Genomic DNA, 14,143 nt, shown 5'->3' with positions numbered 1-14,143 from the left:
TACATTGATTAGAAGTGAAGTCGAGAATCTTCCGAACCCCTCTGAATTAGATAGTTCCACTGGAATAGACTGGGATGCTTATGCCAGTCAGTACGACCTCCTTGCGAAGTACAATCCTAGCTATCATGAAAACGTGGAGATGTTGAGGAAAGGAGTACTGGAATGGTCGATTCCAGATGATGCCCGAATCTGTGACTTAGGAGCAGGTACTGGGAACTATATTACAGCGTTGTCGAAAGTCAGACCAATGGCGAAGTATGTTCATGTCGATTTCGATCGACCGATGAATGAAATCGCACGCGAGAAATACGTAGCGAATGGCATTTCTGATGTTGTTATTGTCGAAGAAAATATCCATAAAGTAGATTTTACACCCCAGACGTTTGATTTAGTTGTATGCGTAAACGCCCTTTACGCAGTATCACCGCAGGCGGATGTGCTAGCAAAAGTGCGGAAATGGTTGAAACCATCCGGTGTCTTTTTTGTAATCGACTTTGGTCGTCGTAATAGAATGTGGGACTGGAGCTGGTACATACTGAAGAATCTGGTAAAAGAACATGGCTTCATCGAATGTGCAAAATTTCTGTCCAATAGCGCTGAGATGATTCGCCAGAATAACAGAGGTCAGAAAAACCAGGCTGACGGAAAATATTGGCTGCACAGCACCCACGAATTTGGTAAGGCGATGACTGAAGCGGGTTTCTTAGTCGAAGAGCTTAGACCTTGTTATCGGGACTATTGCGATTTGGCAGTATGCCGGAAGGCTCCTACCCCGCCCTAGACACCGCCCGAGTCCCTGGTATCGCCAACCCGGTGCATCCGGCAGCGGTCCATTCTGGCCAGGGCTCCGCTCGAACTCATCCTGGACCTTCATGAATGCACGCAGGTAATCCTGGAGGTCCACATGAAGCCTGTGTATTCGATGATGTCCTCGTATCCGCTACCTGCATCTTTGAGTACGACACCAATCTCCTCCCTGGCGCTTCTGAATGCTCATTTGGCAGTGGCAGAAGTGCTCTTGGTATCTGCGCCGATCTCCCCTGAGCAGATGACCCGGTCGTTATGCCGAACTGCCGCGGTGAAGTGGTAGGACTTGTACTGAACCCATCGATTCTATCTGGGCGATTATGTTTCCTGTCAGATGGGATCTGCTGATGTTTCTACTAGCCTGGTGAAGTAGGATTGCGGCCAATCCAGCGGCAGACGATAGTGGTGTCGGATTTCCAGTACACAAAGACTTTTCCATTAAACGATCAGGAACGGGTGGATCTGCTTGAGTTCGCGGTGGCACTCGCGGTCAAGGCGGGTGAAGCGACCTTGCCGTTTTTTCGTGGACCCGTAGAGATCGAGAACAAGCTGACCGATGGTCGCTTCGACCCGGTTACCCAGGCCGATACGGCGGCGGAGAAGATCATCCGGGGTGAGATCGAGCAGCGGTTTCCTACTCATGGGATATTTGGCGAGGAATTCGGTCATCGGCCTGGTCAGGGTTTGACCTGGGTAATCGATCCGGTTGATGGTACTCGATCATTCATGTCCGGGTTATTGCACTGGGGCCTGCTGCTGGCGCTGTTTGACGGTCAGCGACCGGTGCTGGGCGTGATGTATCAGCCCTACACCCGGGAGGTATTCTGCGGGGACGGTCGCTCGGCAGAGTTCCGTTGCGGTGGCATAGTCCGCCCTCTGCGGACAAGGCAATGCGCCCGGCTGGAGGACGCAGTACTGGCCACCACAAGCCCTCGTCTTTTCGATTTGAAAGAGGATCTCAGCGGATTCAAAGCACTCGAAAAGCGCTCCAAGGTGACCCGGTACGGTGGCGATTGCTACATCTACGCGATGCTTGCTATGGGATACATCGATCTCGCTACCGACGCCCAACTGAAGCCCTATGACATCCAGGCCCTGATTCCCATTATCGAAGGTGCTGGAGGCGCTGTGTCCACCTACCAGGGCGGGGATGCCTGTATGGGTGGCACGGTGCTGGCAGCCGGCTCACCCGCCCTGCTGGAGTCTGCGCTCGCCGCGATCTCTGCCTGAGTTCCCTTTCGGAAGTTGGATCTGCAACGCACTCAGTGAGTTCGTGTGTGGCGGGCAACTTCCGGTCAATCTGCCTTCCTGACCGCGGATCCTTCAGTTGTGGTCTGCGTCACGACTACGCCCTCTGTCTCGGAGTTCGGGATTGCATTGGCTGGAATATGGGAATATATTCCCATATTCTTTGAAACGGGAAATATTTCCCATATCGAAGCCGTAATGATTAAACTTCCTGAGAGGCGAAGATGAAAACTCCTGTGAAAATACCGAACTTCCTTCGATTAACGGCAATATGTCTGACATTAACTGTTGTCACAGCCTGTGGGGGCGGAGGTGGGAGTGGCAACAGCGCACCTGCGCCGGTTGCCGCGACACCTGCACCTGCGCCCGTGAGTTCTGTACCTACCGTGGTGCGGCAAGGACCTATCACCGGATTCGGCAGTGTATTTATCTCCGGGACCAGATTTGAGACCAATGGGAACACCGATTTCCGCAAAGACGATCACTCCATCTCAGAGAGCGACTTGAGGGTCGGAATGATCGTAAAGGTGAAAAGCCGGTCGCGAAACTCTGCGGGCGAGTGGGTGGCTGAAAAGGTCGAATTCGACGAGGACGTGAAAGGTCCGATCGATGCCATCAGTGGAAATGCCCTGACTGTGCTGGGTCAGACAGTGAATGTCAGCGCCGAAACCCGCTTCGACAATGGACTCACCCTTGGCGATCTGGCAGTAGCGGACCTGCTTGAAGTCAGCGGCCACCGGATCGCAGACGATGCAATCGACGCACGGTTTATTGAACGCAAGAGTGCGCTGGATGAGTACGAAGTGCTGGGCCAGGTACGTGATCTGAACACTGCGAACGAGACTTTCCGTGTCGGAGGCCTCACCGTCAGATATGGGAGCATCCCCGCGGTTCTCGATGATCTGGAGGGTGGACTCGCAAATGGTCTGCTGGTGGAGGTAGAGGACGCAAATCGGGCGTATGTGGCCGGTGATCTTGCATTAGACGCCACCAAAGTAGAAGGCGAGAGACGCTTCCAATTCGACGATGAAGACGACAATGATGCTGACGAAGACGGTGATGATTTTGAAGTCGAGGGTGTGATCAGTGAAGTACTGAGCGATTCGCAATTCAGACTCGGCGATCTGCTGGTTACACATTCACCTGAGCGTACGCAGTATCTTTACGGGTCACCAGCTGATCTCGCGGTCGGTACCAAAGTCGAAGTAGAAGGGGACTTTGGTCAGAACGGTCTCACTGCAGACAAGGTGAAATTCAAGAAAAACAGTGCTCGTGCAGCGGGTCTGGTGAACAGTGTCGATGTTGCTGGCGAGAACGTGATTGTTATGGGTGTGTCCGTTGATCTCGGCGATGTAGTTGACTTCGAAGATGATCGTGATGACCAGTCGCCCTTCACTATCGCAGACCTGGCTGCAAACGACTTCCTCGAAGTACGTGGTGTGCAATCGGGTGACGTCATAAGGGCCGTTCGGGTTGAGCGGGATGACAGTGATGACGATTCTGAACTGCGCGGTACTGTTCAGGCCTTCGATGCGACTGCCAGAACGGTAACTCTGTTCGGTCGAGTGATCATCACGAATTCGAGCACCCGGTATGAGGATTCAGATGATGATGACGAAAGGGACAGTAACTTAAGCGCGGATCAGTTCTTCCAGAGACTGCACGCGGATCAGACCGTAATCAAGGCGAAATGGAATGGTGCAGTGAGCGATACGAACCTGCCGGTTGAAGAATTGAGCCTCGAAGACTGAGATGTGAATTTGAGGCAGAACTGTGGCTATTGAACGGAAACTCCTGAATGCAGCACGGCGGATACTGCATCCGCTAGTGCGCATTCTGCTGCGCAATGGCATTCCATCGGATGCGTTGACCGAGCTGGTCAGACAGACGTACGTGGATGTTGCGGATGAGGAATTCGGTATTGACGGAAAACGTCAGACAACGGCTCGAATATCCGTGATCACAGGACTGAACAGGAAGGAAGTTGCCCGGCTGCGAGGCCGGGATCCACTTTCCACGGAAGCTGAAGTTCAATGGAACAGAGCTGCGACCGTGCTGGGTGGGTGGCTGAGAGACGGGACATTTCTGGATAAAAAGGGAGATCCGCTGGATCTTCCTTTCGACGGCGACGGTCCGACATTTCAGATGCTGGTAAAGCGGTACAGCGGCGACATGCAACCCAGGGCAGTTGCAGACGAACTGTTGCGTGTGGGGGCAGTCGAAGAGGTTGATGGCCGATTGCGGATGACAACCCGTGGCTATGTTCCCTCAGGAGATCCGGAATCTGTCGCCGATATCCTGGGTATTGACACTGCAGAATTCATCGAAACTGTGGATCACAACATGACTTCCGAAGACAAGCTGTATCAGATGAAGGTGTTGTCCACAAACGTTCCGGCCCGTTACCTCGAGGAGTTCAATGCGTACTCCCGCAGGCTTTCCCATCCGGTGCTGGAAGAGTTGAACCGGTGGCTGGCCGCAAGGGACATGAAACAGGACTGGACCGGCGACGATGAGCGGGTGGTTCTGGGACTGGGAATATATCAAGTGAATCGACGGGCTGATCGGCCGGATTCGGAAGCAGAAGAGAGATCAGAATGAATATTCGAAGTAGTGGCCTGCTTTTCTGCCTGCTCCTTGCTGCCTGTGGAGGCGGTGGCGGTGGCAGCAATGGCCAGCAGGTTGTCGTCAGCGCCGGTGGTGGCGCCCCAGGCGGTGGTGGTGGTGGGGCGCCTGTGGGTGGCGGATTGCCGACGCCCGGCTTTTTCTTCTCCTTCGATACCGGCCTGGGCGGGAGTGGAGCTCTGATGGGAAGAATCAGCGGATTTGGCAGTGTGATTGTCAACGACCGGCAGATGGCAACAGATGACGCAGCCTTCTTAGTTGAAGGGGCGCAGGGAACCCAGGCGGATCTGCGCGAGGGAATGCTGGTGGTGGTAGTCGGAGATATCGGCCAGCTGGATGCTGAGGCAGTCTATTACCGCTCCAATATCAAAGGTCCTTTGTCAGCCCCACCGGTGATCACTGATCCGTCGGTTGGTCGCGCGACACTCGTTGTGCTCGGACAGACAGTTAGAACCAATGCCGAAACGATTTTTAATGCTGTCGATCTTCTTACACTCAGTGAAGGTGATCTGCTGGAAGTCAGCGGATCTGCCAGCAGTACTGGGGAGATCGTGGCGACCTATATCGAGTTGCAGTCTTCGCTCTCTGAGTACAAGGCGATAGGTGTGACTTCAGATCTCAACACCAGTGCGGGAAGCTTCAATCTGGGGGGGTTGCAGGTTGACTACAATTCAGCCGTCCTCAATGACTTCGATGGCGCAGCACTCGCGAATGGCCAGCACGTCGAAGTAAAACTCAACGCTTCCGGTTTCACTGCGCCCGCATCGGCCCAGGTTCGAGAGGTGGAACTGCTGCCTTCACCGAGCATCAGCGAAGGCGCGGAGGTTGAGACAGAAGGCTTGATCGATTCGTTTTCTTCCGCTTCTGACTTCCGTGTGAACAGTATCCCGATCACGACGGATGCGAATACCGTGTACGAAGATGGCGCTGCCACATCGCTTGCTGCAAACGTGAAAGTCGAAGTCGAAGGGACCGCAAATGCCAATGGTGTTGTCGTTGCAGAAGAGGTCAAGTTCAAGCAGACCATGGCGATCCGGGTAGAAGGCAGTGTTACCGCTGTCGATGTCAGCGCAGCTTCTGTTTCCACCAGCCTCGGCGTTACATTTCAGATCAGACCGTTCACTGAGCTTGAGGATGATTCGGGAATTGGTGCTGATCCCTTCACGCTGGCGAGTGTGCAACTCGGAGATCGAGTGGAAGTGCGCGGCTATGTAAGTGGATCGGCAGCGATAGCAACTGAACTGGATCGCGAAGATGCGGACACGTCAGCGCTCCTGCGCGGTCCAGTCAGCGGTTTCGACGCTCCCGCCGGAACTGTTCAGCTCTTTGGAGTGAATCTGGTAGTGAGTGATGGGGTTACCAGCTATCAGGATGACAACGGACCTCTGAGCCGTGCAGAGTTCTTTGCTCTGCTGCAGACAGGGGTAGAGGTGACTGCCACCTGGGTTGATTTCGGCTCCCTGGCAGATCCCGTTGATCAACTGGAGCTTGAGGAAGCGGACTGATCCTGCTCAGGATCAGGGCTCAGTACCCGGCCGCTGCTTTTGGTGTACTGAGCTCAGCCAGTGTGGTGATGATAAGTCTGCGCTCTGCCACTTTCACACGCTCCTCAAGCGCTTCCACCGTGTCGCCGGCGTGCACCGGAACACGGACCTGAGCCAGTATCGGGCCGGTATCGTAGTCGCCTTCCACCAGATGCACGGTGGCTCCGGATTCCGTCTCGCCTGCATCCAGAACTGCCTGATGGACCCGGCGTCCGTAGAAACCGGCGCCTCCGAATTTCGGCAGCAGGGCGGGGTGGGTGTTGAGAATCCTGTCGTGGAAGGCGGCAAGGGTTTTCGGGCCGAGTTTTTTCATATATCCCGCCAGCACCACCCAGTCGACGCTCGCGCTCTGTAGTGCAGACACCATGGCCTGATCCAGCGCCTCGCTGTCAGGATGAGTCTGGCTGCTCAGATGGATTGACTCGATGCCCTCTGCACGTGCTCGTTCGAGCGCGCGGGCTCCACTGTTGTTGCTCAGCACCAGCGCGACCCGCGCCGGGATTTCTCCAGACGCGCAGGCATCCATGATGGCCTGCAGCACGGACCCGCCGTGGGATGCGAGCACTCCGATCCGCATCATTGCGCCACCCGGAAGATTGCAGTGTGAAAGATTTCGGTGGTGAGAGTGTGCTCCCGGGTATAGGTAATCTGCAGTCGAACGAATTGATGACCCTTACGCTCCCACTTCTCCAGCGGTACCGCCCGCACACCCAGAGTATCGCCGACACGCACCAGTTGCCGGTGACAGATCTCCGAGCCCACATGGATCCACGCGGGCATGATGTATTCGCGGGTCAGCGTGTGGTTGGCTTCGGCGAGAAGCAGGTGCGGGTGGCAGAGGTGATGATAGAGGGGGAGTTCGTCCGCGATCTCACTCGTGTATTTCTGATTCACGTCGTCGGTGACCTGAAAGTGCCATTCCCGGAAAGGTTCGCCTTCGTGCACCGTATCCCACACCATTTCAACCCGACCCGAAGGCTTTACGGGTGCCTGAAAAACCCGGTCGTCCGCCGCCGGAGGCAGAGCGTCCGGCATGCTGGTGGTGAGTTCCGCCAGCAATGTGCCCTGCTCATTGACTGCGCGGGCCAGATAGCCGTCGCCGGATTCTTCGAGGCTGATACTGAGACGATCGCCGTGGTAGGCGGGTTTGAGGAAGCGCACGTTGCTCAGAGAACCGCTCAACCACTTCTCGCCGAATCGGGCCACCAGTGGCTGAGTGAGATGTCCATAAACGGCTACACCCGGTACCAGCGCGCCTGTAAATCCGTATTTTTTCGCGATGTCGTCGCTGTGGATCCTGTTCTCGTGGGCGCTTGAGAAATTGCGGGCGACAACCTGGTATGCGCTCATGGCTTCGGTCCTTGGGTCAGGGAGCGGTATCCGGACTATTCTGACGCATCCATTGCGAATGGAAACCCCGGGGGAGCACAGGGTAAAGTTGAGCCCGTGTTTTCATCCCAGCTCATCATCGTCACCGGCAAGGGGGGCGTCGGCAAGTCGGCGCTTGCCAGCGCCATCGCGCTGCGTTCCGCCCGCTCTCGCCCAACCGTACTGGTCACTCTGGAGACCCAGGGTCGAATTCATCCGTTTCTCGATGTCCGGCTCGACTATGAACCCGTCTCTGCGGCCCCCGGGCTTTCTGTCTGCCAGGTCGCAGCATTACCCGCGATCAGGGAGTACGTCCGCCGCAAGGTGCCATTCTCGGGCGTGTACGACGCCTTCCTCAGAAGCCGGATGTTCCGTGACTTCGCAGAAGCTGCGCCGGGCTTTGAAGAGCTCATGTGTCTGGGAAAGGTTTACGATCTCGCCACCAGCCGGGATTTCGAGCAGGTAGTGTTCGACGCCCCCTCCACGGGCCATTTTAAAACGCTCATGGAGGTTCCCGCTGCCACCCTCGATGCGGTTCGTGTGGGTCCCCTGAATCATAACGCCCGCCGCATCGAAGACCTTCTGCTCGATCCGGAGCGCTGCAGTGTCGTGCTCGCCGGATTGCCGGAGGAAATGGCTGTGCGCGAGGTGCTGGATCTGCGCACCTTCTGCGCCGAACATCGGATCGCGGTCGGGGGAGTATTGATCAATCAGTGGGTGGCCGAACGGTTTCTTACAGAAGAAATCGCACAGCTGAAGAATGTCACTGGTGGCTCCCCGGCACTCACCGGAGCGCTGGCGGCCGCGATAGCCGAAGCAGAACTGGCAGCCAGTCAGCGCAGCGCTCTGGGTCTGCTTGGCGAGTCGGTCCGTCATCTGAAGATCCCCCGTTTCATTGATCAGACTCCCCAGGCGCTCATCGAACACATCGGAGGCGTGCTCGATGCCGGATAACCTCCTGGATGTCCGGCGTATGGTGCGCGACCACCGGGTTATCGTGTGTTGTGGTGCGGGTGGTGTCGGCAAGACCACGAGCGCCGCTGCACTGGGAGTACTCGCCGCGCAGGAGGGCAGGTCGGCAGTGGTGATGACCATCGACCCGGCGCGACGGCTTGCCCAGGCGATGGGACTCGATGCTCTCGACAACGATCCGCGTCCGGTCGCCCTGGATGCACCCGGCAGTCTTGCCGCCATGATGCTCGACAATAAGCGCACGTTTGATCGGATGGTCGAGACCTACGCGCCCAATGATCGGGTCCGTGAGACGATTTTTGCCAACCGCTATTACCAGCAGCTGTCGAGCACACTGGGAGGCTCGAGAGAGCTCATCGCCATGGAGCGGGTGCTGGAGGTTGTGAGCAGCGATGACTATGACCTGCTCGTCGTCGACACGCCGCCGGCTCAGCACGCCCTGGATTTTCTCGATGCTCCGAAGCGCCTGATCGATCTGCTCGACGGGTCGCTGACCCAGGCGCTGGTTGCGCCCTACGGTCTGGCTGCGAAGGCACAGTTCAATTTCTTCCGGCAGTCATCGGCCGTGACACTGAAATTTCTCGAACGCCTGACCGGATTGCAGATGCTGGCAGACCTGTCGGATTTCCTGCTCGCCTTCTCAAGCATGTTCGACGGCTTGAAGGAACGCTCCCGCAATGTGATGGGCATGATGACGGAGCCGACCACGTCGTTTCTGCTGGTCTGTGCGCCGGAGGCGGTGAGTCTCGGCCAGGCGGCTCAGTTTGCAGAGCGGCTCGACCGGGATTCGATTGGTATCAGTGGGGTGCTGGTGAACCGGGTGCATCTGCCGATCGCGAACCCCGACCCCGATCCGCAGGAACTCAGCAGCCTCGACTCTCTCTCGAGCAGGAGCGTAGACGGTCTTGGCCTGTCGACGCGGGTCATGGCAGCGCTCACCGATGCGCGAAGACTCGCCAGCGTGGATGGGGCGGCGCTGGAGCAGTTGAGCGCGCTCAATCAGCCTCGCCGGCTGGTGCCCCATTTCAATCGCGATCTCCACAGCATGGCGGATCTCGAGGCCTTCGCGGCAAGGCTCGCCTGACTTCCGCTCAGTTGCCGTAGGCCTGGGCGGGCAGCCAGGTCACCAGCGACTCCCAGTAAAAGATCATGGCCAGCCCCAGAAGCTGCAGCACAATGTAGGGCGTCACGCCGCGATAGATTGTCCGCACATCGACGCCTGGCGGTGCAACCCCCTTGAGATAAAAGATTGCGAAGCCGACCGGCGGGGTGAGGAAGCTTGTCTGCAGACACACAGCGAACAGCACCGTGAACCAGACCGGATCAAAACCGAGCCCGATCACCACTGGAGAGACCAGTGGCAGGATGATGAGAGTGAGCTCTATCCAGTCGAGGAAAAAGCCGAGTAGAAAAGTGGCGATGAGAATGGATATCAGTATGCCGGTCGCATCGAATGGCAATGCCAGCAGCGCATCCTCGATCAGTTCATCGCCACCGAGACCACGCAACACCAGGGAAAAAGCGGTCGCACCCAGCAGCACCGCAAAAATGAATGCGGTGGTGCGCGTGGTTTCTTCGATGACCTGGCGGTGCACGCCCTTTCCCAGCGCACGCTTCCAGCCGGCGAGAAGGAGTGCGCCCGCAGCACCGACGCCGGCAGCTTCGGTCGGTGTGGCGAGTCCGAAAAAGATACTGCCAAGCACCGCCAGAATGAGGAAGGCCGGAGGCAGAATGGCCTTGAAGAGATCGACAATGGCCTGCCAGTCCACCGGTTCATGTTGTGCCGCGGGTGCGCTCTCAGGTCGCAGCCAGCCATAGATGAGAATGTAGAGGATGTAGAGCGCACCGAGCAGCGCACCGGGGAAAACCGCACCGAGAAACAGATCTCCCACACTCATGGACATGCGGTCCGCCATGAGCACCAGCATGATGCTGGGTGGAATCAGAATGCCGAGTGTGCCGACCGCACATACCGTGCCTGCGGCGAGTGCGGTGTCGTAGCCCTGCTTCATCATCACCGGCAGGCCGAGCAGGGCGAGCAGAACCACAGAGGCCCCTATGATGCCGGTAGTGGCCGCGAGCAGCAGACCGATCAGCGTGACTGCGATGGCGAGTCCACCGCGAATCCCGCCAAACAGCCGCGAAAAACTCACCATCAGCTGGTTGGCGATGCCGGAGCGGTCGAGCAGCAGACCCATGTAGATGAACATGGGCAGCGCCACCATCACCCAGTTCTCCATCACATTCCAGATGCGGTCCACGGTGAGGGACGTGTAATCCCAGTCCATGCCGATCGGAAAGCCGAGATCCACATCCAGCACAATGGCGAGTGCGGTGAAAAACACCGACAGCCCGCCAAGAATCCAGGCCACCGGAAAACCGGTAAACACCAGCGTGATGAAGCTGGCGAACATCAGCAGCGCGAGGATTTCATTCGCCGGCATGCGACTCCCGGGAAAACAGAAATGCCCATACCTGGGAGAGTCGCGAACAGGCGGAGAGCAGCAGCAGCAGGAAAGACAGCGGCAGCAGCGCTTTGATCGCCCAGCGGTAGGGCAGACCGCCGGGCGCCTGGGAGACCTCAGACAGTTCAAAGCTCTGCTGCACGAAGGGAATCGAGAAGTAGAGAATCAGGATCACGAAGGGCAGCACCAGAAGCAGAATGCCGTAAAACTCCACCCAGGCTTTCCTGCGCGGTGGGAAACGTTCATAGAGCACGTCCACCCGGATGTGCGAGTCCGCCTGGTAGGCATAGGCCAGACCGAGCAGAAAACCGCCGGAGTAGAGGTGCCACTGGATTTCTTCGAACTCGATACGGCCTTCACCGAAGGCGTAGCGCAGTACAACGTTGAGCACGATGATGATCAGCAGCACTACCCACAGCCAGGAAGTGAAGCGGCCGATCTGCAGCACCAGAGGGTCAATCCGGCGCGACAGTGCGGTAGCGGGAAGTTCCAGCGCTCCCCCCACCCTCAGAAATCTCTCGGCAGGTAAGCGCGGGATTTCCAATGGGCATAGCCCTTACGGAAGGCCCGCTGGGAGGCCAGGATCTCTGCGAAGTCGGCGTTTGCTGCGGCTTCCTCCTCGAGCACCCGGTTGGTAATGGCCTCCAGTTCGCGCAGCACGTCTGTCGGCAGCATTTCCGCAGACACCCCCACCGCGGGGAACCCCGCGATTATCGCCCCCTGCAGGGCTTCAGAGCGGGCCAGGTTACGCAGGGTGCCCGCAGTGCAGGTGGTTTCGAGCAGTGCCTGATCCCGGGCTTCGAGGCCGTTCCAGGTCGCCAGATGCACGGCCAGGTGCAACGAGGTGGAGGGCTGATGCCACCCCGGATAGTAGTTGTAGGGCGCGATCCGATTGAATCCCAGGGCCTGGTCGACGATGGGCAGCGCGAACTCGGTGGCGTCGATGGCGCCTTTTTCGAGGGCCTGGAAGATCTCGCCACCGGGCAGCATGGTCACGGATGCGCCGGCCTGCTCGATCACCTTGCCGCCAAGCCCGGCGAAGCGGATCTTCAGGCCTTTGATATCCGCCAGCGAACGCACAGGTTTGCGGAACCAGCCGGCGGTTTCCGGGCCGGTCAGGCCACACAGCAGTATGTGTGAACCCTGCTTGTGGTAGAGCTTCTGGCCGAGTTCCGCGCCACCGGCCTCATACCACCAGGCAGCGAATTCCCAGGGCTCCATGCCGAAAGGCACTGCTCCGATCAGCGTGGATGCGGGGATCTTGCCCTGGTCGTAGCCGAGCCAGGTATAGCCGGCCTTGACCTTGCCGTCCCGCACCGCGTCCGTGATGCTGAAGGCGGGCACGATTTCGCCGGGCTCGAAGAGGGTGAGGTCTATCGCACCGCCGGAGGAAGCTTTCAGCTGCTTGACTACATAGACGGGGTTGTCGCCGAGCACAGGCATGGTGCTGGAGAAGGACACGGGCAGCCGCCAGGTGATCCGCACCGGCACGCGATCAGAAGGTCCGACTTCCCGGGAAGCGACCACACCGCCCGGGGAACGGATCGCGAGACTGCCGAGAATTCCGACAGCGAAGGCGACCGTCATCGCCAGCAGCATCGCCCTGCCGCTGACTGATCCAGTCCGGTTGTGTCCCTGACCCTGCGATGACATCGCTCCACTCCCCTCATTCAAGCGCCGCCCGATTGTGGAAAGCACCTGCACGGGTTGCAAGCAGGCATTCTGCCTGGCACCCCTGATCCGCGGCGTATTCGCGCGGCAAGCCACCAGGACCGATCGAAGAACAATTTCCGAGTTGTGTTACCGGCGGTGTTTAGCTAAGTTGCCGGGTTGCTGCGGTCTGAGCGCCGCTGGGGTGGCGGATACGCCACGAAGAACAAGGCTGACACGCCAGAAAACAGATACGCGCGCCCATCGCAGGCGCAGGCCCGGCTGGCAAGAGCGGCGGGGGACCACAATCAGAACTTGGGGGGTTGAATGCTCATCGGTGTGCCTAAGGAAACCTGGCAGGGTGAACTGCGTGCCGCGCTCGTGCCTCAAAACGCCAAAAAACTCATCGGTGCGGGATTCGAAGTCGCGGTTGAAGCGGGTGCCGGAATCGCCTCGGGGTACCGGGACGAAGACTATGCTGAGGCCGGTGCCGCCATAGAATCTGACCGGACCCGCCTGCTGAGTTCAGCCGACATTCTGCTGCGCGTGCGCAAGCCCGATCTGGCGGAAGTCTCTCAGCTCAAAACCGGCGCTGTGCACATCAGCTTCCTCGATCCGTTCAACGAGAAGGGTCTGGTGGACGCGCTGGCCGCACGGGGTGTCACCGCGATCTCGATGGAAATGATTCCCCGCACCACCCGTGCCCAGAAGATGGACGCCCTGTCGTCCCAGGCCAACCTGGCCGGTTACGTCACTGTAATACTGGCAGCGACCCAGTCACCGAAGATATTCCCGATGATGATGACCCCGGCCGGTACCATCGCGCCTGCCCGGGTGTTCGTGATCGGCGCTGGTGTGGCCGGGCTGCAGGCCATTGCGACGGCCAAACGGCTCGGGGCCAGAGTGGAAGCGTTCGATACCCGCCCGGTGGTGGCAGAACAGGTGCAGTCGCTGGGAGCGAAGTTTGTCGAGATCGATCTCGGCGATACCGGCCAGACTGAGCAGGGTTACGCGAAAGCCCTCACTCCGGAGCAGATCGAACGGCAGAAGGCTGGTCAGAAGAAGGTGATCAGTCAGTCCGATGTGGTGATCACCACCGCCCAGCTGTTCGGCCGTCCGGCCCCCCGGATTGTCTCCCGGGACATGGTGGAGTCGATGCGCCCCGGCAGCGTGGTGGTCGATATGGCTGTTGAAACCGGTGGCAACGTCGAAGGCTCGGTGCTCAATCAGGTGGTCGACATCAATGGGGTCAAAGTCATCGGCCAGGGCAACCTGCCTTCTGAAGTGGCGCGTAATGCCAGCGACATGTACTCCAACAATCTTTTCAATCTCATCGGTGAGTTCTGGGATCCGGAAGCGAAGAAACTCGATCTGGATCCTGAAGACGACATCATTAAAGCGTGCGTGATCACCCGCGACGGGGCGATCGTGAACGAAACCATCAAGAATCTGTAAGCGGGACTC

At 58.2% G+C, this 14,143-nt stretch carries 13 protein-coding genes; 8 read left to right on the top strand and 5 right to left on the bottom strand.

From position 1 onward, the window contains the following. Positions 1-4 precede the first annotated feature (4 nt). From R3E82_13930 to R3E82_13910, 5 genes are all read left to right on the top strand, one after another. Positions 5-781, top strand: coding sequence for a class I SAM-dependent methyltransferase (locus R3E82_13930; protein MEZ5551990.1), 777 nt, complete (start codon positions 5-7; stop codon positions 779-781). Positions 782-1,212: 431 nt separating this feature from the next. Beyond that, positions 1,213-2,037 carry an inositol monophosphatase family protein gene (locus R3E82_13925; GenBank protein MEZ5551989.1) on the top strand — a complete coding sequence of 275 codons (825 nt, stop codon included), beginning with the start codon at positions 1,213-1,215 and terminating at the stop codon, positions 2,035-2,037. A 242-nt stretch (positions 2,038-2,279) separates the two neighbouring features. Beyond that, complete coding sequence (locus R3E82_13920; GenBank protein MEZ5551988.1) at positions 2,280-3,806, top strand: DUF5666 domain-containing protein; 1,527 nt, start codon at positions 2,280-2,282, stop codon at positions 3,804-3,806. 22 nt (positions 3,807-3,828) lie between these two features. Further along, on the top strand, positions 3,829-4,656 hold the full coding sequence (locus tag R3E82_13915; protein ID MEZ5551987.1) for a DUF6502 family protein: 828 nt from the start codon (positions 3,829-3,831) through the stop codon (positions 4,654-4,656). Next, positions 4,653-6,185, top strand: a complete 1,533-nt coding sequence (locus tag R3E82_13910; GenBank protein ID MEZ5551986.1) for a DUF5666 domain-containing protein — start codon at positions 4,653-4,655, stop codon at positions 6,183-6,185. The genes R3E82_13915 and R3E82_13910 overlap by 4 nt, the downstream gene beginning before the upstream one ends. Positions 6,186-6,204: 19 nt before the next feature. Here the strand turns inward: R3E82_13910 and purN are convergent, their stop codons facing one another. Together purN and R3E82_13900 are read right to left on the bottom strand one after the other, a co-directional pair. Beyond that, positions 6,205-6,804, bottom strand: coding sequence for a phosphoribosylglycinamide formyltransferase (gene purN / locus R3E82_13905; GenBank protein MEZ5551985.1), 600 nt, complete (start codon positions 6,802-6,804; stop codon positions 6,205-6,207). Continuing rightward, entirely contained in the window at positions 6,801-7,574 is a 774-nt protein-coding gene (locus tag R3E82_13900; GenBank protein MEZ5551984.1) for a MaoC family dehydratase, read from the bottom strand. Before R3E82_13900 ends, purN begins: the two co-directional genes overlap by 4 nt. 96 nt (positions 7,575-7,670) lie before the next feature. Here R3E82_13900 and R3E82_13895 point away from each other — a divergent pair, with 96 nt between their 5' ends. Then, positions 7,671-8,546: an ArsA family ATPase gene (locus tag R3E82_13895; protein MEZ5551983.1), complete on the top strand. Its 876-nt coding sequence runs from the start codon at positions 7,671-7,673 to the stop codon at positions 8,544-8,546. After that, positions 8,536-9,648 carry an ArsA-related P-loop ATPase gene (locus R3E82_13890; GenBank protein ID MEZ5551982.1) on the top strand — a complete coding sequence of 371 codons (1,113 nt, stop codon included), beginning with the start codon at positions 8,536-8,538 and terminating at the stop codon, positions 9,646-9,648. Before R3E82_13895 ends, R3E82_13890 begins: the two co-directional genes overlap by 11 nt. A 7-nt stretch (positions 9,649-9,655) precedes the next feature. Here the strand turns inward: R3E82_13890 and R3E82_13885 are convergent, their stop codons facing one another. From R3E82_13885 to R3E82_13875, 3 genes are read right to left on the bottom strand one after another with little or no spacing between them, the layout of a single operon-like run. Continuing rightward, positions 9,656-11,008: a TRAP transporter large permease subunit gene (locus tag R3E82_13885; GenBank protein ID MEZ5551981.1), complete on the bottom strand. Its 1,353-nt coding sequence runs from the start codon at positions 11,006-11,008 to the stop codon at positions 9,656-9,658. Further along, positions 10,995-11,534, bottom strand: coding sequence for a TRAP transporter small permease subunit (locus tag R3E82_13880; protein ID MEZ5551980.1), 540 nt, complete (start codon positions 11,532-11,534; stop codon positions 10,995-10,997). Before R3E82_13880 ends, R3E82_13885 begins: the two co-directional genes overlap by 14 nt. A gap of 2 nt (positions 11,535-11,536) precedes the next feature. Further along, the gene (locus R3E82_13875) at positions 11,537-12,682 is read right to left on the bottom strand and encodes a TRAP transporter substrate-binding protein (protein MEZ5551979.1); all 1,146 of its coding nucleotides are present in this window, start codon (positions 12,680-12,682) and stop codon (positions 11,537-11,539) included. 324 nt (positions 12,683-13,006) lie between these two features. On the opposite strand from R3E82_13875, the gene R3E82_13870 reads away from it, so the two are divergent. Further along, positions 13,007-14,134 (top strand): Re/Si-specific NAD(P)(+) transhydrogenase subunit alpha, encoded by a 1,128-nt coding sequence (locus R3E82_13870; GenBank protein ID MEZ5551978.1) that lies wholly within the window; start codon positions 13,007-13,009, stop codon positions 14,132-14,134. The last annotated feature ends 9 nt before the right edge of the window (positions 14,135-14,143 follow it).

The organism is Pseudomonadales bacterium, from assembly GCA_041395945.1.
GTDB lineage: Bacteria > Pseudomonadota > Gammaproteobacteria > Pseudomonadales > Azotimanducaceae > SZUA-309.
Note: the sequence above shows the minus strand (reverse complement) of the source record. Positions and strands in the feature narration are given on the sequence as shown.

Coding starts and splice junctions, on each gene's coding strand:
- purN (MEZ5551985.1), bottom strand. CDS start 6,804: ATGATGCGGATCGGAGTGCTCGCATCCCACGGCGGGTCCGTGCTGCAG.
- R3E82_13870 (MEZ5551978.1), top strand. CDS start 13,007: ATGCTCATCGGTGTGCCTAAGGAAACCTGGCAGGGTGAACTGCGTGCC.
- R3E82_13890 (MEZ5551982.1), top strand. CDS start 8,536: ATGCCGGATAACCTCCTGGATGTCCGGCGTATGGTGCGCGACCACCGG.
- R3E82_13920 (MEZ5551988.1), top strand. CDS start 2,280: ATGAAAACTCCTGTGAAAATACCGAACTTCCTTCGATTAACGGCAATA.
- R3E82_13900 (MEZ5551984.1), bottom strand. CDS start 7,574: ATGAGCGCATACCAGGTTGTCGCCCGCAATTTCTCAAGCGCCCACGAG.
- R3E82_13910 (MEZ5551986.1), top strand. CDS start 4,653: ATGAATATTCGAAGTAGTGGCCTGCTTTTCTGCCTGCTCCTTGCTGCC.
- R3E82_13875 (MEZ5551979.1), bottom strand. CDS start 12,682: ATGTCATCGCAGGGTCAGGGACACAACCGGACTGGATCAGTCAGCGGC.
- R3E82_13885 (MEZ5551981.1), bottom strand. CDS start 11,008: ATGCCGGCGAATGAAATCCTCGCGCTGCTGATGTTCGCCAGCTTCATC.